This window comes from Salinivibrio sp. ES.052 (assembly GCF_900141775.1).
Taxonomy (GTDB): Bacteria; Pseudomonadota; Gammaproteobacteria; order Enterobacterales; family Vibrionaceae; genus Salinivibrio.
Genome location: NZ_FSRI01000002.1, coordinates 403836 through 425560, shown reverse-complemented (window position 1 = coordinate 425560; position 21725 = coordinate 403836). Strand labels below are relative to the sequence as shown.

The window sequence follows — 21725 nt, the reverse complement described above, 5'->3', positions numbered from 1 at the left end:
TCACCGGTGTTCGAGCAAACATGAATTTTTAAAGACGGCCCACACTCTCAATACTGATTGTCTGCTAAAAAGGGAGAAGGGAACGGTCTGCACGCATGATGTGCAAATCAACACGCACCATTCTGGCTCATTGCACCAATATTGCCCTTTTATGCACAACTTTGGTGCAACCAATGTTCGTTTGACGGATGCAGCGTAACACTTTATATGCACCAAGCCCGCTGTGACGCGGCTTTTAATTGTTGGCATAGTTTTCGCTTTGTCATGGAGCAAGGAGCCAATTCGCTATTTACCTAATTTGACACCGGAGGTTATTTCACATGTCAGTAGAAAATGTGCTCGCACTTATCCAAGAAAACGAGGTGAAATTCATCGACCTGCGCTTTACCGATACAAAAGGTAAAGAGCAGCATGTTTCTATCCCCTCTCATCAAATTGATGATGACTTCTTTGAAGAAGGTAAAATGTTTGATGGCTCATCCGTCGCAGGTTGGAAAGGCATTAATGAATCAGACATGGTCATGATGCCTGATCCAAGTTCAGCCGTCCTGGACCCTTTTACCGAAGAAAGCACCCTCAACATCCGTTGCGATATTCTCGAGCCCTCGACCATGCAAGGCTACGATCGCGACCCTCGTTCCATTGCAAAACGCGCAGAAGATTTCATGCGTTCAACAGGCATTGCCGATACCGTATTGATTGGTCCAGAGCCTGAGTTTTTCTTATTCGATGACGTTAAATTTTCCACCGATATGGCGGGCTCTTTTTACAAAATAGACGACGTTGAAGCGAGCTGGAACTCAGGTACCGCACTGGAAGGCGGCAACAAAGGCCACCGTCCAGGCGTCAAAGGCGGTTACTTCCCTGTTGCGCCAGTAGATTCGTCGCAAGACATTCGCTCAGCCATGTCACTGGTCATGGAAGAAATGGGGCTCGTGGTTGAAGCGCACCACCACGAAGTGGCAACGGCCGGTCAAAATGAGATCGCGACCCGCTTTAACACCCTAACCACCAAAGCGGATGAGATTCAAATCTACAAATACGTGGTCCACAATGTCGCACACGCCTTTGGCAAAACCGCGACCTTTATGCCGAAACCGCTGGTTGGCGATAACGGCTCAGGGATGCACGTTCACCAATCACTTGCGAAAGACGGCCAAAACCTGTTTGCCGGTGATAAGTATGGTGGACTGTCTGAAACGGCGCTTTACTACATTGGTGGTGTCATCAAGCACGCGCGTGCGATTAACGCATTCGCTAACGCCTCAACCAACTCGTATAAGCGATTGGTCCCAGGCTTTGAAGCACCCGTTATGTTGGCTTACTCCGCACGTAACCGCTCTGCGTCGATCCGTATTCCGGTCGTACCTAGCCCGAAAGCGCGTCGTATTGAGCTACGTTTCGCGGATCCAACCGCTAACCCTTACTTGTGCTTTGCGGCGATGTTGATGGCCGGCCTCGACGGGATTAAAAACAAGATCCATCCAGGCGATGCCATGGACAAAGACTTGTATGACCTGCCGGCAGAAGAAGCGGCAGAAATCCCAACCGTTGCAGAATCGTTGAAAGAAGCGCTACAAGCACTGGATGCCGACCGTGAGTTCTTGACCACTGGTGGCGTATTCTCGGATGACTTTATCGACTCATACATCAAGTTGAAAGGCGAAGATGTTGAACGCATTCAGATGACAACGCATCCGGTTGAGTTCGAGCTTTACTATTCCGTATAAGCCAACCTGTGTAAGCAGACGTACACTGTCCCGTCCTAATATAGGTTGACAGTTTTTAGGCCAGCTCCAGTAGCTGGCCTTTTTTATTATGCACCTGATTGGGGGTTGCCATACTTAAACTTAGGTGCGGTCTCATTTCGTTGTATATCGCTATCGATTCTTTTACCAGTATTTTAAGCTCTGTCAGTGTCTTACACCGGTACAGTAAAAACTCATGCTTCAGTATGCCATTGACTCTTTCCGCTAACGCGTTTTGGTAGCAATCATAACCATCCGTCATCGACGGCTGGATTTGACTCTCCTGTAGCGCACTCTGATAAACGGCTGAGCAGTATTGCGAACCTCGGTCTGAGTGATGTACCGCATTGCCGATATAGCGCTTATCTTTGACGGCCATTTTCAGCGCTTTCACTACATTGTCGACTTTCATATCTTCGCTAACGTGATGACCCACTATCTTGCGTGAGTTGGCATCGGTCACCAGTGACAGATAGTGCACACCTTGGTCTGATTCAACATAAGTGATGTCGCTGACCAGTACATGCGCAGCATCATGCAGTCCGTCTTCTTTTAGCAGGTTAGGATGCTTCTTCATCCAGTGCTTACTACACGTAGTTTTTGTGTAGCTTTTCTTGGGTTTAACCAGTAAGCCTTCGCTTCTCAGATAGCTAAAAAACCCGTCTCGCCCTAGCTTAATTTCGTGTTCAACTAGCTTGGGCTTTACCAACGCGTAGAGCTTACGCGCCCCTAACCTCGGCATATACTTACGCCAGTATTGGACCCAGTCTCTGATGATTGATAGTTCAGCTCTTCGGCTTTCCATTCGAGCAACGGCTTGATAGACACCTTGCCGAGAAATGCCTGTGGCACGACATGCCGCCGCTAACTTTATTTTACTTTTGGCTTTGGCTTGCCAGATGTACCGGATAAGTACTTTTTTCTGAGGCCGGCTCCGTACTCATTGTCCATGATATCGACCATACCATTGAGGATTTGGTTACGCAGTTTCTCTTCGGCTAACTCACGCTCAAGGCGCTTGATAGTTTCGGATGGGGTTTCTTTTGAATGTGGCATAAGGGGATGCTGAAATGGCTTCGACCAATCGAGTCTACCATGTTTTCTGAGCCAGACGAGTACCGTTGAGCGGCCCTGAATGCCAAAACGGGCTTGAGCTTGTTTGTACGTCATTTCGCCTTTTTCAACACGCTCTACAACGCCTAATTTAAAGGCTAAGGTGTAATCACGTTGCGTGCGCTTACGGCTTGAATTACTTGATGTTGTCATAAAGAAGTCCTCTTTATGTCAACGTATTTCAGGACGGGACACACTTTAAATTGCAGCCCACCTCGCAGGTGGGCTTTTTTATACTTTGCGTCTCTCATATCCCGCTTAGAATGACGGCAGTGGGTCGTTCATTAAGAGGAAGTAACGATGCGGTGGTTATGGGTTCTGTGGCTGGGAATAACGCTCATCTGTCAGGCTGGTACCTTCTATCAGTGGACAGATAAAAACGGCAACGTACACTTTAGCGACCAACTTCCCTCCCAGGCGCACCAAATTCGTCATTATTCGATCTCCGCCCCGACTCAACCTTCAACCTCTGTCTCCTCACCGCTAGCCAAAGCGACACACTCTGCTCCGATCCCCTCTACTTCTACCCCGACTCCGGTTGCAATAACACTGATTCATCCCAAACAAGGTGCAACGTTACGTAGCAACCCTGGAACGCTATTCGTTACTGCCAAGCTCTCACCTCGCTCAGTAATAGCAAGTCAGGTGCAACTTCTCTTTGATAACGAGCCTGTTGCGCGCTCACCCGTAAAGACGGTAAAAGCCGCACATCAGCAGCTTCAATGGTCTCTTGGCCCAATTGACAGGGGCACCCACCAGCTTCAAGTCCAATATCTAGAAAACGGCAAGGTAATTGCATCTACCCCCATATATCAGGTGTATTTACACCGTGCACACGTGAATCAACCGCACCGGCTCCAGAAAACATCTCAGCAGCGGTGATAGGGTCACAGACACTGCAGTACAAGCTGCATCACGCAAGGAACTCGGTTACACTCAATGCACCAATTTAGTGCAAACAAGGACGCGACGCTGATGACGCCAGGGCAACTGTTTGATCACCTACTCACCGCCATCATTGTGGTAGATAGCCAATGGCGTATTCATTACGTCAATGCCGCAGCAGAGCAGCTCATGCACCAAAGTGCCCGACGCTTGCTTCAACAACCGCTTACCCAACAAATTCAACACGCAAGTGTCGACTGGGCGCAAATCGCCAGTACCACAAAGGCAGGACAAAGCCTTACTGACAGCGATGTCACTTGGGTGGTGGATGGCCAACCACAAAAAGTACAACTCAGCGCCAGCCCCTTATTTGATCAAGAAGATGAAGGTCAACTATTACTGGAAGTCAATGTAGTCAGTCAGCAACAAAGGATTAGCAAAGAGCTGACCCAACAAGCCCAGCAACAAGCCGCTAAGGAATTAGTGAGAGGGCTCGCCCATGAAATTAAAAACCCGCTCGGTGGGTTGCGTGGGGCGGCCCAATTGTTGGAAAAGATGCTGCCCGATGCCAGTTTGGCGGAATACACCCAAATCATTATTGAACAGGCCGATCGATTAAGAAACTTGGTTGACCGCTTATTGGGGCCTCAGCGTCCAGGGTTGCGCCAGCGACAAAATATTCATGTCGTGTTGGAAAAAGTCCGTCAGCTGGTCAGTCTCGATAATCATGATGGCGTCCGTATCCTTCGAGATTATGATCCCAGCCTGCCTGATTTCGACATGGATCCTGAGCAGCTCGAGCAAGCGATCCTCAACGTGGTGACCAATGCGGCTGACGCAGTGAGAGGACAAGAAGACGCGCGCCTCACGCTACGCACACGGACCGGCTTTCAAACGGTCATTCACGGTAAGCGCCATCGCGTGGTGGCACAGATTGAAATTATCGATAATGGCCCAGGTATCGCCCCCCACTTACAAGACACTTTATTTTACCCAATGGTCACCAGCAAGGCGGATGGCAACGGGCTCGGGTTAGCCATTACCCACCACTTAATCGACCAACACCAAGGTAAAATTGAAGTAAATAGCTGGCCAGGCCATACCTGCTTTACCATCCAACTACCAATCATTGAAAAGGACACATCACATGCGTAAAGGGACCATTTGGATTGTTGATGATGATAGCTCAATTCGTTGGGTGATGGAGCGCACTCTCAGCGCCGCTGGGCTCACATGCGATACCTTTTGCGATGCTGAAAGCGTTATCAGTGCACTGCACAAGCGGTCGCCAGACGTTTTAGTCTCAGACATTCGTATGCCAGGCAGTGATGGACTCACGCTATTAACAAAGGTGCAAGAGCAACATCCCCATTTACCCGTGATCATTATGACGGCCCACTCGGATTTAGATGCAGCGGTCAATGCCTACCAAAAAGGCGCTTTCGAATATCTCCCCAAGCCGTTTGATATTGATGAAGCCCTTGCCCTGGTGGAACGAGCGCTGGCGCATTACCGAGAACAGCAGAAACAGCAAACAACACAACCGCCCCAAGCGCAAACGCCAGAAATAATAGGTGAAGCGCCTGCCATGCAAGAGGTCTTTCGTGCCATTGGCCGGTTATCACATTCTTCCATTTCTGTATTGATCAACGGCGAGTCCGGCACCGGTAAAGAACTCGTCGCACAGGCGCTTCATCGCCATAGCCCACGTTCAACACAAGCCTTTATTGCCCTCAATATGGCTGCGATTCCCAAAGATTTGATTGAGTCTGAACTCTTTGGCCATGAAAAAGGCGCATTTACCGGAGCCAATGCCGTCCGACAAGGCCGGTTTGAACAAGCCAATGGCGGCACCTTATTCTTGGATGAAATTGGTGACATGCCGCTGGATGTCCAAACCCGCTTGCTACGCGTGCTCGCTGATGGCCAGTTTTATCGCGTTGGCGGCCACGCAGCGATAGATGTGGATGTCCGTATTATTGCGGCAACGCACCAAGACCTCGAACGCCTCGTCACAGAGGGAAGTTTCCGTGAAGATTTGTTCCACCGTTTAAATGTTATTCGTGTCCACCTTCCATCACTAAAAGACCGGCGCCAAGACATTCCTCAACTTTGCCAACACTTTTTGGCCCGCGCCGCCAAAGAGCTTGGTGTGGAGGCTAAACAGCTTCACCCCGAGACGGAAGCCATGATGAGCCAGCTTCCTTGGCCAGGTAATGTGCGCCAGTTAGAAAACACGTGCCGCTGGCTGACCGTGATGGCAAGCAGTAAAGAGGTTCTCCCCAATGATTTACCGCGCGAATTACTCAACCAACCCTCATCGGTGACCGAGAGTGAAGCTCATGACTGGCAATATGCCCTCACTCAGTGGGCACAAGATGCCATCACTCAAGGGCAACATGGCATCTTGCAACAAGCCCTCCCTAACGTTGAAAGAATACTCTTACAGTCGGCGTTGAAGCATACTCATGGACACAAGCAAGAGGCCGCTAAGATTTTAGGATGGGGACGAAATACGCTGACGCGAAAGCTAAAAGAGCTAGACATTGAGACCTGACTCATTATTAAAACGGAAACACTTTGAACCTCTGCTAAATTTAAAGAGGGAGATTGGGCTAGACTGCGCCAATCATGTTAGGTTTCAAAGCAGAGTGAAGTTGTTGTACTAATGAGGAACATGCGCCCACTATCCATTCGAACCGCTGTGATGCTTCCCGTGTTTCTCGTACTCACGCTTACACTGGTGGTGATCATTATCACCATTAACAATCATTATCGTTCTAGCTCACAGTTTGTGGGTAAGTTACTGCTTGAGGATTATTCTCAAGGAATTGAATTAGATTTACGCCAATATCTGGTACACCCTTTCAACGCCAACATATTTGTCGCCGATAGCTTGGCAGCACGGATTCAAGACTCCGCCATGACAGATGTCGGCCTGCGTGACTACCTGTTAAACAGCTATACATCTCTCTATCAAGCGATGCCCTACATGCAAGTACTCAGCATTGGCGTCGATGCCAAGGGCGATTATTTCGGCTTTCGAAAAAGTGAAGCGGGCCAATATATTTTGATGGAGCAAAGTGATGCAACACAGAACACGTTGCGTATCTTTGATGGCCGCACCCCCAACGCAAATATTGTCTACCAAGATAGCCATTATGACCCACGAATCCGGCCTTGGTACATTCCCGCGTTTAACCGTGAACAGCCTCGTTGGACGGATATTTACCGTGATGCCGATGAGGTCGGTAACGTCTCCTTATCTGCTATCGCGCCTGTCATGGTTAATGGCAATGTATGGGGCGTCGTCGCAAGCGATATCAAACTGAATGCGTTCAATCACTTTCTCAGCGAACGACAGGAAAAACTGGGCGGTGCGTTATTTATTGTCGATAAAGATGGCAGGATGGTCGCCCATAGCGGCCAAGATAGCCCAACCAATATTTTGCATTTTCCAGACATCACCAATAACCCGGTACTCGACAGCACCATCAGTGAAGTATCGGACGCCTGGCCACCCGAACCAGATAAGCTCGGCTCACCGTTTCACTTCGATATTGCCGACCAAGGGCATTTTTACGGTACCGTCAAAAAAATCTCCCTGCCTGCCCCCTTCCAGCATGAGTGGTATGTCGTGGTCGCCCTACCCGATCAGCTGTTATTAAAGAACTTATTAAGCCAACAAGAGATCAGTATTTATTTGGTCGTGGCCATGTCTGTGATTGGACTGCTGGTTGTCTATTTTATTATTCGCCAGCTCACTCGCCCATTACGAGATACAGCAGAGGCAGCCGCAAAGCTGGCATCAGGTAACCTGACATACCGCATCAATACCCCTGCAAGCCTACGAGAAATTGCGATATTGAAAGAAGCCTTTAATAATATGTCGGGCAAAATGCAGGAGTCATTCAACGCATTACGCCAACAAGTACGCCAAGATAACTTAACCCAATTGTACACTCGAGAAGGTTTGGTCGAACAAGCGGCAGGATTGCGGTACCAGACCCCTAACACCTTGGTTATCGTCGGCATTAATGGTTTTCGCAATATCAACGACAGCTTAGGACAAGAAGGGGGCGATGCGCTTTTACGCGCGATTGCCCAGCGATTAACCGATCTGGCCGAAGATTCAGGGATGCTACTCGCACGTGTGCGTGGTGATGAGTTTGCGATACTCGCCCCCCACACCACGAATCGAACGCAGTCTGAAGCGCTGGTGGACCAATTACTGATCTTATTCAACCGTCCCGTGACGATAGGCAATGATGATGTCCTCGTTGATGCCTGCGCTGGCGTGGTGTTTGGCTATACCTATGGAGATGCCATCAATGAGAGCCTTCACCATGCTGGTCTGGCGTTAAGTGAAGCAAAACGCAGCGAAACGAATATGTATGTGTATTTTGAAGCCAGTATGCAAGCCAGGATCCAAGAACAATCTCGGTTATTGCTCGAGCTCCACCATGCCGTGCAGCACCATGAATTTGTTGTTTATTATCAGCCATTTGTTCGTCTTATTGACGGCTACTTCTGCGGCGCAGAGGCTCTAGTGCGTTGGAAAAGCCCAACCCGAGGCATGGTCTCACCCGCTGAGTTTATTCCGGTGGCAGAGCACAGTGGTCTGATCAATCAAATTGGTATGCAGGTGTTAGAGCAAGCAGCCTATGATACCGTGGCACAAATACAGAAAGGGCTCTGGCCGGCGAATTTCCAACTGCATGTTAACTTATCCGCGCGCCAGCTGTTGTCTGCAGATTTTATCGACAAACTCAAAAGTGTTCTCGATAAAACACAACTCCCCACCGGTAACCTGACGTTAGAAATCACTGAGTCACAGTTGATGAGTCATGAGCACCTTGCCACCTCCGGACTCACCAGGATCCGCGCGCTGGGCATCAAAATTGCGATTGACGACTTTGGTACTGGCTATTCATCGTTAGCCTATCTACACCAAATGGCTTTTGATAGTCTCAAGATCGATCGCAGTTTCGTCCACTCAATGACAGAGAACAGCACCAACCAGCGCATCATTGAAGCCGTCGTTGCAATGACTCGTGGTATGGATGTCCACCTAGTTGCGGAAGGCATTGAAACCCAGGAAGAAGCCGAACGGCTGCGAGATATTGGTTGTCATTATGCCCAAGGGTTTTTATTTGCCAAACCATTACCTTTAGCTGAGCAACCAACAGAACGGGTAACGGATAAACTGCCAACACGATAGGGCTCACGTCCTGAATGTCTTGACGGCTGACGCGCCCAGGAACAGTCGCTATACTGAGCACCAACTCACCGGCTGGGAACCAACGATGATGAGAAAAGATTTTCCGTTGACGGATCTACACCGTCATCTGGATGGCAACATCCGTATCAACACCATTTTAGAGCTAGGTCAGCAGTTTTCAATGCCGCTGCCCGCCCATGATATTGAGCGCCTACGACCCCATGTACAGGTCGTTGAGACAGCGCCTGATTTAGTCGCATTTCTGTCGAAGCTTGATTGGGGGGTCGCCGTACTCGGTGACCTTGATGCAGTACGTCGCGTCGCGTATGAGAACGTAGAAGATGCATTACACGCGCAAATTGATTATACCGAACTGCGGTTTTCACCCTATTACATGGCACTCAAGCACCAACTGCCACTTGAAGGTGTGGTTGAGGCCGTGGTGGATGGCGTCCACGCAGGTAGCCGTGATTTTGGCGTCAAAACCAACTTAATTGGCATTATGAGCCGCACCTTCGGTACTCAGGCATGCATGGCAGAGTTGGAGGCGCTACTGACGCAAAAATCACACTTGGTCGCCATGGATCTCGCCGGTGACGAACTCGGTCAGCCCGGCGATCAATTTACCGACCACTTTGCTAAAGTGCGCGCCAGCGATCTGCAAGTCACCGTGCATGCGGGTGAAGCCGCCGGCGCAGAAAGTATGTGGCAAGCAATCAATGACCTTGGCGCCACCCGTATTGGTCATGGCGTCAAAGCGATTGAAGACCCAGCGTTGATGGACTATCTCGCGAAACAACAAATTGGTATTGAGACGTGCCTAACCTCGAATATTCAAACCAGTACCATTGCCGATCTCGCACAGCACCCCGTGCGCCAGTTCCTTGATCACGGTATTTTGGCATCGTTAAATACCGACGATCCGGCCGTTGAAGGCATTGAGCTACCCTATGAATATGAAGTCGCTGCTCCAGCGGCTGGCTTGAGTCCAGCGCAAATCACCACATTGCAAGAAAATGGCCTAGACATTGCGTTCTTGTCTGATAATGAAAAAGCGGCACTCAAAGCTCAGGCCGCGAAGCGCTAATTCGTCCAACGAGCATGCGATTAAAAAAAACCGCCAACTGGCGGTTTTTTGCTCAAATGACGCGAGAAAATTGCTGTTGTCGTGCCCTATCCCGCAAATAGACATCAAAGCTCATACAAATATTGCGGATCAACATCCGACCCGTTTTGGTCACGCTAATCGTTTTGTCCGCCAAACGCACCAAATCATCATCGATAAAGCACTGCAGTAATGACAAGTCTTCCGCAAAGTACTGATCAAAATCTAACTGGTAGCGCGTCGCAATCTCAGCTTTCTCTAAAGTAAAATTACACATCAACGCTTTGATCACATCGCGACGAATACGATCATCCTGCTCCAGCATCACCCCTTTGAACAAAGCATGACGCTCAGCATCCACCTGCTGATAATACGCTTTCATCTCTTTTTGATTCTGCGCGTAGCAATCACCAATCATCGAAATCGCCGAGACCCCGAGCCCGAGCAGGTCACAATTGCCTTGAGTGGTATAGCCTTGGAAGTTGCGGTGTAAACGTCCTTCCCGCTGTGCCACCGCCAGCTCATCATCGGGTAGCGCAAAATGGTCCATACCGATAAATTGATAGCCCGCCTCTGTTAAGGTTGCGATCGTTTCTTGTAGCATGGTGAGTTTGGCATCGGGTGACGGTAAGGCGTCTTCTTTTATTTTACGCTGCGCAGCGAACAAATTAGGCAAGTGGGCATAGTTAAACACCGAGAGTCGGCCCGGGCGCATGGTCAATACTTGTTCTAGCGTTTTGGCAAACCCTTCTGGGCTTTGGCTAGGCAAACCATAAATCAAGTCCAGATTGGTGGAACGAAAACCGAGTTCCCGTGCATGTGCGACGAGGGCATGGATAAAGCCTTCATCTTGCTCACGATTCACTAACTGCTGCACCTTTTTATCGAAATCCTGCACGCCGATACTGATGCGGTTAAACCCTTCATTTCGGAGGTGATCCAGCATATCCAGTGGAATTTCACGCGGATCCACCTCAATACTGATTTCGGCATCTTCTTCAAAGCGGAACTCTTGACGCAGCAACCCCATTAAGCGCGAGATCTGAGGCTTGGTCAGAAAGGTCGGCGTACCACCGCCCCAATGCAGTTGCGTAATTCGTCGATCCCCCAGCAAAAACGCCCGCTGACGAATTTCATGCTCTAGCGCATCCAGGTACTCATCCGCTTTGTGTTGATGCCGAGTCACCACCTTATTACAGCCACAGTAATAGCAAAGTTTATGGCAAAATGGGATGTGCACATACAACGACAAAGGCCGATCGGGATATTGGCTGCACGCCATATCAAATTCCGCAGGCGTGAATGCCTCATGGAACTCAAGCGCGGTCGGATACGAGGTATAGCGGGGCCCTGAATAATTATACTTATTGATGAGGGCTTGATCCCAAATGATTTGTGGTGATGACATGGCTTACATTCCGCAACAGCGCTTAGGAAAGGAATTACAGCGTCTAGTGTGCCATAGCTGTTGGTACAGTGTTTAGCACTAACCCACGCCAGTGTTGCGAAAGTGTCGATGAGATCGATGTTCGCCCAATAATTATAAGGGTATTGGGGCAAAATGACAGAGGAATGCGGTCAGTATGGACCGCATTCCAATCAGGTGTACTCAGTGCGTCAGGATATGATCAGGAATATGGCGGCCACCGGTAAACGCTAAAATTTCTGCAAACTCAGCTTTGATTGCCTCTTCCAGGCGCGCCTCGTGCTTGGCGCGCTCAAGATCGAGCCGCATTCGCTCTTTCTTTTTCAGTGTCTTGCGCGCATCGCCTCTCGGGGTATCTTTCACTGCCTCATAAAGCTCAAATAGCGCAGGGTAGCGACTATCAAACTCAACACGCTGCTCCCCTTGCAAATGATCCATGATCATATAGAGACGAATCGCCGCTTCAGACAAATCACACTGATCTTTTAACGCAGCAAATGCAATCACGTCAACGCTCTCAACAATTTTGTCGTTGCGTTTAGTGATTGCCGCTTCTTTTTGCTGCGCTTGCAGCGTACTTTGCCGTTTCAACTTCGCTAGCAATATTCCCGCATAAACGGATAATGCCAAAATAATCAGGGCACCTAGCCCAGCCAGTATCCAGATCCCGTCCTGCACCTGTTACTCCTTGTTAATCGTCCTGTTGCTCGAATTTATCAAGCAGCTCGTCTTCATTATCCGACGCATCATCAGTCAGTAAGCCAAGTTTCTCCATCAGCACTTCAATCCGATCCAGTTTTTCATCGACATAAGCTTGCAATCCAGACCCTAACTTTTCGCCATTCTCTATTCTATCGAGCAAGACATTCAGTTGCGGATCCTGCTCCAGCTTTTCAAGCTCTTGCGCTGGCGTCATGGCTGCCTTTTTCGGTTTTGCCGCTTCAGATCCTAGTGGGATCGGTTTTTTGCTTCCAACCCGAGGATCTTTTTTACCACTGCTACGATGAGCTTGAGCCTTACTTTCTTCGGAATGACGCGATCCTGCTTTCTTCCCTTTGCGTTTTTTCTGCTTTTTCAGCATGCGAGCAATTCTGTCTTGCTCGGTATGATTCTTATCTACGTATTGCGCCGGGCCTTCCGATCCTGTGCGGCGCGTTTTCTTTTTACGCGTCATGACAATGGTTTCCTCATTAATATTACATCGTTGCCCAAAAAGGTCAGTTCAAAGCCGGCTTGCTCAGCCAAAAACTGAAACGTTTGGCCGCTAAAAAAGCTGACATGAGTAAGGTCATTCTTATAGTGCCAGCGTGAAAATGCGACCGGATCCCGAACCAGCTTGGTCATTATCCCCAAGTAGCCACCCGGCTTCAGCATCCATTGCCACTGTGCCCACTGTTCGCCTGGTCGGTGAAAGTGCTCAATGGCTTCAGTGCAAGTAATAAAGTCATATGCTTCGTCCAGCACGTCTGTCTCTGGGGCGTAAAAGGGATCATAGCAGGCCATTGAATGTCCTGCGTCACGCAGCATTTGTGCCAGTACTGGTCCCGGACCACAACCAAAATCAAGACCGGTGAGTGGCACCGGCAATCGAGCCAGCAAAGGCGTAACTAAACGTGACAAAAAACGCTGATACCCCTCATCTTCTGGATGGTTTTGGTGTAAGTCATAGATAGCTTTCTCATCCTCGGCCGCCAATAAGGCATGGCGATCAACAAACACCAACATACAACGTGCACATTGATGGTACGCACGGCGTTTGTCGGTGTGGTAGGGGTGAGTCTTTGTGTGCTCACATAAAGGGCAGTGTTGCATGTCATTCGTCTATGCCAAAAGCTGGCGCGAATGTAGCAGAAAGTGGGTCAATAAAAAAGCGACAGGCATCAAGCCTGTCGCGTATCGCGCTTGCGATAATAAGCGGATTGTGTCCGTCCTGGTCCGTCGCTCATCCCTGATAAATGGCGCTTAACGCCTTAGTATCAACATCCTGTTACTGTGGTTGGCGTTACCTGCCTATCCGTCGCATCCTGCGTCCTTGTCATCATGACCACCACATCACATCCTGTGCAACGTATTCCTTGAGCGCCTATCCTGGCGATGTCCACATCCTGTGGTGAACCATCCTGGTTCCTGACACGCATTCCTTGCTGGATGACTTGTCCTTAAGGTCAACGTCCTGTTGATGTTGATGTTGATGTTGATGTTGATGTTGATGTTGATAGCATATCGTAGTGAGAGCGCTTGCCTAGAATCCCAGCCAAAAAAAATCTTCCTGAAATAGAGAAAGCATCATAAATCTTTGATTTAAAAAAATTTAAAAATATATCCTTCAGATAAAACCGCACTTTTCTTGCCAGCGAATAGGCAATCTCTTACACATTGTGTCGCATTTGTCGTTACCGATACCGTTAGGCCATCGTCGAGAATCAAGGCATGCCCCTGTACCGCAGGGAGGGCGAAGATAAAAAAAGCGGCGACGTTATTCACGCTGCCGCTTTCTTATCAAGCTCAGTCAATCAGTGTAATCCGCCGAGGTAATTCGACAGTGCATCAATTTCCTTGTCGGTGAGCTTCGCCGCCACCGACCGCATCATTTGGTTCATGTCGTTGTGACGCTCCTCAGCACGGAACATCTTCAACTGACTCGCCACGTAGTTCGCAGATTGGCCCGAAATTTTAGGAAAACCAGAAGATGGGGTGCCGTTACCGCGAGGACCATGGCAGGCTGTGCAGGCCGCAATGCCTCGCTCAGCATCACCGGCCATATACAACTGACGACCCATTTCGATGGCGCCTTCAGGGGTGGTGCCGGGCTTAGGCGTCAGTGTCGCATAATAGGCGGCCAGGTCTGCCATGTCTTGCTCTGATAAAGGAGCAACCATACCAGCCATGACGGCGTTGTAACGCCCTTGCTCACCGCCACTTTGAGCGCCAAGCTTAAATTCCTTCAATTGTTTTTCGAGGTAGTTGGCGTGCTGACCCGCCAAGTTTGGGTAATCAGGCAAAACACTGTTACCGTCAGCACCGTGACAGGCGACACAGGTATTGGATTTTGCTTTGCCCGCTTCAGCATCTCCTTGCGCCCAGACTGAAGTGCTGGCGAGGAGAGTCAATATTAGCGCTAATTTCTTCATGACATTCCGTTTATAATTATCAAGCTTCCAGTACCACTACTTAGTTACCGTCATGGTACAATTACCGATCAAAAACCGAGCACGGTTATTTTACACAAATTCACACAAAAGTAATCAGTCTACTACACCAAGACGAGACGGAGTTAACAGTGGAGCAATCGCTTAATTACCGTAACACCCAATTTGTTACCAGCGCACCAGACATTCGCCATCTACCTGATAATACGGGGATAGAAATCGCTTTTGCTGGCCGCTCCAACGCCGGTAAATCTAGCTCCCTTAACCGTTTATGCGACCAAAAGAGCCTAGCAAAGACCAGTAAGACTCCCGGCCGGACACAATTGATTAACCTTTTTAAAGTGGATGAAGGTTGCCACATTGTCGACTTACCAGGTTATGGTTATGCCCAAGTCCCGCTGGAATTGAAAGAAAAATGGCAACGATCGCTGGGAGAATATTTACAAAAACGTGATCAACTTGGCGGATTAGTGATCCTGATGGACATTCGTCATCCCATGAAAGACCTGGATCAGCAATTAATCTATTGGGCGGTCGAATCCAATTTATCTGTATTAGTGCTACTGACCAAAGCCGATAAGCTCAAATCTGGCGCCCGCAAGCAACAATTGATGAAGATTCGAGAAGCATCACTCGCCTTTTGTGGCGATGTGGACGTTGAGCTGTATTCCTCTCTCAAGGGGATGGGCGTCGATAAACTGCGACATAAGCTTGATACTTGGTACCAACCCACCCCACCGTTGGAGGCCGAGGCGGAGGCTGAGCCACTCCCCGAGGATTAACCCGCGAATTGAGCTAAGCGTACAACACCGGCAGCAAAAGACTGCACCAAAAGCCCCCAGACACGCCGGCATAGACAAAAAAAAAGCCGACCCTCATTGAGGATCGGCGAATCTTTGTGCTTGAGCGATCTAAATCAGACCCTGTAGACACATAAAGAACAAGAAGCTGTGCGTATTATAGCCAAGTTCCCCCATTAAATTAAAGTAATTACTCTAATTTTTTTGGAAAACAAAGTGAATACACTAGCAAATGGTTAAAAAGGCAGTGGCAGGGCCGCTCACGTCGCCGCATATCAACCAATAAAAAAAGCCCCAGTCAGTATTCTGACTGGGGCTGCTGAATCAGCCAAATCCAATAACGTGAAACAAAAGGTCTGAAAGATAGAACATCTTACCTCTGTACCCTACGTTGTTAACTGTATATCAATCACTCAGTGTTGAAAAGTATCTTACGTAATTTTTTTTCATAAAAATGGGACTGTTTAGCGTAAAAACACGAAAGATCAGGTGGATAGTGTCCCGTCCTAATATAGGTTGACAGTTTTTAGGCCAGCTCCAGTAGCTGGCCTTTTTTATTATGCACCTGATTGGGGGTTGCCATACTTAAACTTAGGTGCGGTCTCATTTCGTTGTATATCGCTATCGATTCTTTTACCAGTATTTTAAGCTCTGTCAGTGTCTTACACCGGTACAGTAAAAACTCATGCTTCAGTATGCCATTGACTCTTTCCGCTAACGCGTTTTGGTAGCAATCATAACCATCCGTCATCGACGGCTGGATTTGACTCTCCTGTAGCGCACTCTGATAAACGGCTGAGCAGTATTGCGAACCTCGGTCTGAGTGATGTACCGCATTGCCGATATAGCGCTTATCTTTGACGGCCATTTTCAGCGCTTTCACTACATTGTCGACTTTCATATCTTCGCTAACGTGATGACCCACTATCTTGCGTGAGTTGGCATCGGTCACCAGTGACAGATAGTGCACACCTTGGTCTGATTCAACATAAGTGATGTCGCTGACCAGTACATGCGCAGCATCATGCAGTCCGTCTTCTTTTAGCAGGTTAGGATGCTTCTTCATCCAGTGCTTACTACACGTAGTTTTTGTGTAGCTTTTCTTGGGTTTAACCAGTAAGCCTTCGCTTCTCAGATAGCTAAAAAACCCGTCTCGCCCTAGCTTAATTTCGTGTTCAACTAGCTTGGGCTTTACCAACGCGTAGAGCTTACGCGCCCCTAACCTCGGCATATACTTACGCCAGTATTGGACCCAGTCTCTGATGATTGATAGTTCAGCTCTTCGGCTTTCCATTCGAGCAACGGCTTGATAGACACCTTGCCGAGAAATGCCTGTGGCACGACATGCCGCCGCTAACTTTATTTTACTTTTGGCTTTGGCTTGCCAGATGTACCGGATAAGTACTTTTTTCTGAGGCCGGCTCCGTACTCATTGTCCATGATATCGACCATACCATTGAGGATTTGGTTACGCAGTTTCTCTTCGGCTAACTCACGCTCAAGGCGCTTGATAGTTTCGGATGGGGTTTCTTTTGAATGTGGCATAAGGGGATGCTGAAATGGCTTCGACCAATCGAGTCTACCATGTTTTCTGAGCCAGACGAGTACCGTTGAGCGGCCCTGAATGCCAAAACGGGCTTGAGCTTGTTTGTACGTCATTTCGCCTTTTTCAACACGCTCTACAACGCCTAATTTAAAGGCTAAGGTGTAATCACGTTGCGTGCGCTTACGGCTTGAATTACTTGATGTTGTCATAAAGAAGTCCTCTTTATGTCAACGTATTTCAGGACGGGACATAGTCAACAAAAAAAGCCGATGTAAATATCGGCTTTTGGTATAAAAAGACAGAAAGGTCAATGAAAACCCTGAATTTAGTGGGCTTCTCCCCAGTTATCCCCGGATCCCGCCTCAGCGATCAAAGGCACATCCAGGTCAGCGGCAGACTCCATCAATTTCCGTACTTGGCTTTCAACTTTGGACATTGATGACGTTTTTACTTCCAGCACTAACTCATCATGTACCTGCATCACCAAACGAGCGTCATCAGCCGCATTCGCTTGGATCCACTGATCGACCAAAATCATCGCGCGCTTAATAATATCCGCCGCGGTACCTTGCATCGGCGCGTTAATTGCGGCCCGCTCCGCCCCTTTACGGCGCATGCCATTGCGTGATTTTATTTCAGGCAAGTACAAGCGGCGGCCAAAGATGGTTTCAACATAGCCTTTTTCTGCCGCTTGCTCACGAGTGCTATCCATATACGCTTTCACGCCCGGATAACGCTCAAAGTAGGTGTCCATGTAGGTTTGCGCTTCATGGCGACCAATGCCGAGCTGGCGCGAGAGGCCAAAGGCACTCATACCATAAATCAGACCAAAGTTGATCGCTTTGGCGCGGCGACGCTGCTCACTGGTGACCTCATCAAGACTCACCCCCATCACTTCCGCTGCGGTGGCGGCGTGAATATCTTTGCCGTCACGGAACGCTTCTAGCAAGGCTTTATCACCGGATAGGTGCGCCATAATCCGCAATTCGATTTGCGAGTAATCCACCGCCAAAATCGTATGATCCGGTTCCGCGGTGAAGGCTTCACGAATACGGCGGCCCTGCTCGTTCCGAATCGGGATATTCTGTAAGTTTGGATCGGTTGACGATAACCGCCCGGTCGCAGTGACAGCTTGATGATACGAGGTATGCACGCGGCCCGTTTGCGCATTGATCATGCGCGGCAACTTGTCCGTGTAGGTTGACTTGAGTTTTGCCAGCCCACGGTATTCCAAAATCCGTGCAGGCAGCGGGTAATCGAGCGAGAGCTCTTGAAGCACCTCTTCATTGGTCGAGGGGCTGCCGGATGGGGTCTTCTTCACCACGGGCAGACCCATTTTCTCAAACAAGATCGCCTGTAATTGCTTAGGCGAGCTTAAGTTAAATTCTTCGCCAGCAATCTCAAAAGCCTCGCGTTCCAGTTCAATCAAACGCGTATGCAACGTCTCTGATTGGGTGGCCAGTTTGTCTTTATCGATGCGTACGCCATGCCTTTCCATCCTCGAGAGCACATTCACCAATGGCATTTCATAAAACTCAAAAATGGTTTTCAGTTTCTCATCGCTGGTGACGCGACCAATTAAGTAGTGATGCAAACGCAAGGTGACATCGGCGTCTTCCGCGGCATAAGGAGCGGCTTGCTCTAAAGGGATTTGGTTAAAGGTCAGTTGTTTCTTGCCTTTCCCGGCAATGTCTTCAAAACTGATGCAGGTGTGCTGCAAATAGCGCTCAGCGAGGCTGCCCATGTCATGGCGTCCCGCCACACTGTTGTAGACGTACGACTCCAGCATGGTGTCATAGGCAATCCCTTTTAGCGTCACGTTATGACGCGCAAACACACTGGCATCATATTTCAGATTCTGGCCGACTTTCACCGCTGAAGGGTCTTCCAACCAAGGACGCAACACGCTCAACACTTCCTCCAGGGATAACTGTGCAGGTGCTTCCAAATAATCATGTGAAACCGGCACATAAGCCGCCTCGCCAGGGGCAACGGCAAACGAAATGCCGACCAAATTGGCTTCCATGTAATTAAGGCTATCCGTTTCCGTATCGACCGCGACCACATCGGCTTGGTGAATTTTCTCTAGCCACGCCTCTAACTCCTCAAGGGTGAACACGGTTTGGTAATTATCACGCTCAATATTGACAGCCTGCGAGAGGGGCTCATCGGAGGTTGCTTCCTCTGGCGCATCCCCCTCATCGAGCTCTTTGAGCCAACGACGAAACTGTAAATCACGATACATGGTCACCAAGGTGTCATTATCTGGCGCTTGCTTAATCAGTTGTTGCGGCGTGAAATCAAGTGCCACATCCAATTTGATGGTGGCTAATTGATAAGAAAGATAGGCGCCTTCTTTATTCTCTGTCAGCTTTTTTGCCATGCTCTTGGCGCCGCGGAAGCTCAGATCAGCAATTTTATCCAGATTGGCGTAGATATCATCCAAGCCGCCAAGGTTGGCAATCAGCGCCGTCGCGGTTTTATCGCCCACGCCCGGTACACCAGGAATGTTATCGACCTTGTCACCCATCAGCGCGAGATAATCAATGATATGTTCAGGGCCGAAACCATATTTTTCGCGGACCGCATCCGGGTCCATCACCACATTGGTCATGGTATTAATGAGGGTGACATGCTGATCCACAAGCTGGGCCATGTCTTTATCACCCGTGCTGATCAATACCGGCATACCCGCTTTCGAGGCTTGGGTGGCCAGTGTGCCAATCACATCATCAGCTTCAACCCCTTCAACGGCTAATAATGGCAAGCCCATAGCTTTGATGATTTTGTGTAACGGCGCAATTTGCCCGCGTAAATCATCGGGCATCGGGGGGCGATTCGCTTTGTACTGTTCATACATGTCATCACGGAACGTCTTCCCTTTGGCATCAAAAATCACCGCGACATGTGAGTGCGGGTATTGACGTAATAGGCTTCGCAGCATATTCACTACACCATATACAGCTCCCGTCGGCTCACCGTCACTATTGGTTAGACTTGGTGATGCATGGTAGGCCCGGTAAAGGTAAGAGGAGCCATCGACCAGGATAAGAGGGTTATCGGGAAGAGTTGCCATATCAGTATCTTGATTGCCAGTTAAACACGTTAGTCGCTAAGCATGCCACGAGTCGTGACCCCTGTTAACCATGGTTTTTCTCCCAAGACGGACTGTTTGTGGATAACTTTGTTGGTAAATATTTTATAGGATTTTGATCCCGTCTAAATTTAAACAAAAATTGAAGTTTTTATTCAATAAAAACAATATCTTGAATTTAATAACAGGATCCTGATCTTGATCGATAAAGGATCTTGTGATGTGGAAAAAGAAATTGATCTCTCTGCTAAAGGTTGCAGAGAAAGTCATCATAAACTGCGGAGATAATCACCAATTTCATTGTCGAACTTGGTTAAGCTTTCGCATAACTCAACGCCAATGCGACACTGATAAACATGACCGTCAACAAGCATCGTTGATCGTTGTGTATTGCCCACACGGATCACGATGTTTAAATATCGATACAAGGAGAGCGTGATGAAAAAGGTGGCTGTGATCTTATCTGGCTGTGGCGTCTTTGACGGCGCAGAGATCCAAGAAACCGTGTTATCCCTGCTAGCACTCGAACAAAACGATGCACAATGGCAGTGTTTCGCCCCAGATATCGATCAGCACCATGTGATCGATCATCGCACTGGCGAGCCGATGAGCGAAACGCGTAATGTGCTCACTGAAGCCAGCCGCATTGTACGTGGAGATATTCTTCCACTGACTGAGCTGAACGTCGATCACTTCGACGCCTTGCTCGTTCCCGGTGGCTTTGGCGCTGCCAAGAACTTATCAGACTTTGCTTACAATGGCGATCCGGTTCAGGTACACCAAGATATGCTCGCCGTCTGCCAAGCCTTTTCTCGTGCAGAAAAGCCCGCCGGCTATATGTGTATCGCACCGATCATGATCCCACAGATCTACCCCAAAGGCGTCAAAGGCACCATCGGCAATGAACCTGACATCGCCGCCGCCTTTAATCGTATGGGCGGTGAACATATCGACTGTCCGGTGTCGGATTATGTTCTCGACCAACGCCACCATCTGCTTTCCACCCCCGCCTATATGCTCGCGACATCCGTCACTGATGCGGCCGTTGGCATCAATCGTATGGTAAAAAAATTGGTTGAGCTCGCCTAAGCCACGCTCATCCACAAAGAGACAAAGAAGAGAAAAGAAAAAAGCGACGCCGAGATGGGCGTCGCTATAACAAGTGAGCGCAAAATCAAAGCTGTCTTAGTAACAGTTTGCTGGCCCCAATACACTGGAAGCAATGTGAGCAATGTCGTGCCTTCAGCGCTGAGCATGTGGGCTTGGCCCTGAAGACAAGTTAACAATAACCATTCTCATTACCGTTTTCAACACTTAATTGAGAATCTTTTTCATTTGTTGATCTTGTGCTCAGACTCGCTCGCTGTCATCAAACTTTCATTGCACCCACAGCCAGCACGCCAATAACCATCGTTCGAAAAGCAAAGGCCATTGCCCAAAAAAGAAAAAAGCGACACCCCGAAAGGTGTCGCCTAGCAAAAACGGACTAACTTAATCACTGTCTGATAAGCGCCCCGCTAATACACTGGAAGCAATGTGAGCAATGTCGTGCCTTCAGGGGACGTCGTGTCGTGTCCCTGATTGCAAGCTAATAATAACCATTCTCATTATCGTTAATCAAGAAGAAAATACGTTTAT

16 protein-coding genes are annotated in these 21725 nt (G+C 48.9%); 8 read left to right on the top strand and 8 right to left on the bottom strand.

Going from position 1 to position 21725, the window contains the following annotated elements; translation table 11 throughout:
- Positions 1-320: 320 nt before the first annotated feature.
- Positions 321-1730 (top strand): glutamate--ammonia ligase, encoded by a 1410-nt coding sequence (gene glnA, locus BUQ98_RS11615; protein ID WP_074213968.1) that lies wholly within the window; start codon positions 321-323, stop codon positions 1728-1730.
- 55 nt (positions 1731-1785) lie between these two features.
- Here glnA and BUQ98_RS16830 read toward each other — a convergent pair.
- A protein-coding gene (locus tag BUQ98_RS16830) for an IS3 family transposase (protein WP_139294610.1) occupies positions 1786-3014 on the bottom strand; the annotation gives its coding sequence in 2 pieces (ribosomal slippage) (positions 1786-2663 and positions 2663-3014; 1230 coding nt in all).
- Between the two features lie 147 nt (positions 3015-3161).
- Here BUQ98_RS16830 and BUQ98_RS11600 point away from each other — a divergent pair.
- The 5 genes from BUQ98_RS11600 to add all read left to right on the top strand — a co-directional run bounded on the left by BUQ98_RS11600 (position 3162) and on the right by add (position 10054).
- Complete coding sequence (locus BUQ98_RS11600; protein ID WP_074213967.1) at positions 3162-3743, top strand: DUF4124 domain-containing protein; 582 nt, start codon at positions 3162-3164, stop codon at positions 3741-3743.
- Positions 3744-3836: 93 nt separating this feature from the next.
- Positions 3837-4901 carry a nitrogen regulation protein NR(II) gene (gene glnL, locus BUQ98_RS11595; RefSeq protein ID WP_074214224.1) on the top strand — a complete coding sequence of 355 codons (1065 nt, stop codon included), beginning with the start codon at positions 3837-3839 and terminating at the stop codon, positions 4899-4901.
- Positions 4894-6303 (top strand): nitrogen regulation protein NR(I), encoded by a 1410-nt coding sequence (gene glnG, locus BUQ98_RS11590; RefSeq protein ID WP_074213966.1) that lies wholly within the window; start codon positions 4894-4896, stop codon positions 6301-6303. The genes glnL and glnG overlap by 8 nt, the downstream gene beginning before the upstream one ends.
- 120 nt (positions 6304-6423) lie before the next feature.
- Positions 6424-8967, top strand: coding sequence for a bifunctional diguanylate cyclase/phosphodiesterase (locus tag BUQ98_RS11585; RefSeq protein WP_074213965.1), 2544 nt, complete (start codon positions 6424-6426; stop codon positions 8965-8967).
- Between the two features lie 85 nt (positions 8968-9052).
- Positions 9053-10054: an adenosine deaminase gene (add, locus tag BUQ98_RS11580; protein ID WP_074213964.1), complete on the top strand. Its 1002-nt coding sequence runs from the start codon at positions 9053-9055 to the stop codon at positions 10052-10054.
- 52 nt (positions 10055-10106) lie between these two features.
- Here the strand turns inward: add and hemN are convergent, their stop codons facing one another.
- The 5 genes from hemN to BUQ98_RS11555 all read right to left on the bottom strand — a co-directional run bounded on the left by hemN (position 10107) and on the right by BUQ98_RS11555 (position 14629).
- Entirely contained in the window at positions 10107-11480 is a 1374-nt protein-coding gene (gene hemN, locus BUQ98_RS11575; RefSeq protein ID WP_074213963.1) for an oxygen-independent coproporphyrinogen III oxidase, read from the bottom strand.
- 201 nt (positions 11481-11681) lie between these two features.
- Positions 11682-12176, bottom strand: a complete 495-nt coding sequence (locus BUQ98_RS11570; RefSeq protein WP_074213962.1) for a DUF2489 domain-containing protein — start codon at positions 12174-12176, stop codon at positions 11682-11684.
- 13 nt (positions 12177-12189) lie between these two features.
- Positions 12190-12672: a Der GTPase-activating protein YihI gene (gene yihI, locus BUQ98_RS11565; RefSeq protein WP_074213961.1), complete on the bottom strand. Its 483-nt coding sequence runs from the start codon at positions 12670-12672 to the stop codon at positions 12190-12192.
- The gene (locus BUQ98_RS11560) at positions 12669-13310 is read right to left on the bottom strand and encodes a class I SAM-dependent methyltransferase (protein WP_074213960.1); all 642 of its coding nucleotides are present in this window, start codon (positions 13308-13310) and stop codon (positions 12669-12671) included. Before BUQ98_RS11560 ends, yihI begins: the two co-directional genes overlap by 4 nt.
- A 701-nt stretch (positions 13311-14011) precedes the next feature.
- Positions 14012-14629 (bottom strand): c-type cytochrome, encoded by a 618-nt coding sequence (locus BUQ98_RS11555; RefSeq protein WP_074213959.1) that lies wholly within the window; start codon positions 14627-14629, stop codon positions 14012-14014.
- 149 nt (positions 14630-14778) lie between these two features.
- Between BUQ98_RS11555 and yihA the strand changes: the two genes are divergently transcribed.
- Positions 14779-15429, top strand: a complete 651-nt coding sequence (yihA, locus tag BUQ98_RS11550; RefSeq protein WP_083605278.1) for a ribosome biogenesis GTP-binding protein YihA/YsxC — start codon at positions 14779-14781, stop codon at positions 15427-15429.
- 544 nt (positions 15430-15973) lie between these two features.
- Here yihA and BUQ98_RS16825 read toward each other — a convergent pair.
- Positions 15974-17202, bottom strand: a protein-coding gene (locus tag BUQ98_RS16825) for an IS3 family transposase (RefSeq protein ID WP_139294610.1) whose coding sequence is annotated in 2 segments (ribosomal slippage) — positions 15974-16851 and positions 16851-17202 — 1230 coding nt in all. Because the reading frame shifts where the segments join, the coding sequence is not laid out codon by codon here.
- A gap of 116 nt (positions 17203-17318) precedes the next feature.
- Positions 17319-20069, bottom strand: a complete 2751-nt coding sequence (gene polA / locus BUQ98_RS11535; RefSeq protein ID WP_074213957.1) for a DNA polymerase I — start codon at positions 20067-20069, stop codon at positions 17319-17321.
- Positions 20070-20525: 456 nt separating this feature from the next.
- On the opposite strand from polA, the gene elbB reads away from it, so the two are divergent.
- Positions 20526-21176: an isoprenoid biosynthesis glyoxalase ElbB gene (gene elbB, locus BUQ98_RS11530; RefSeq protein WP_074213956.1), complete on the top strand. Its 651-nt coding sequence runs from the start codon at positions 20526-20528 to the stop codon at positions 21174-21176.
- Positions 21177-21725: the final 549 nt, after the last annotated feature.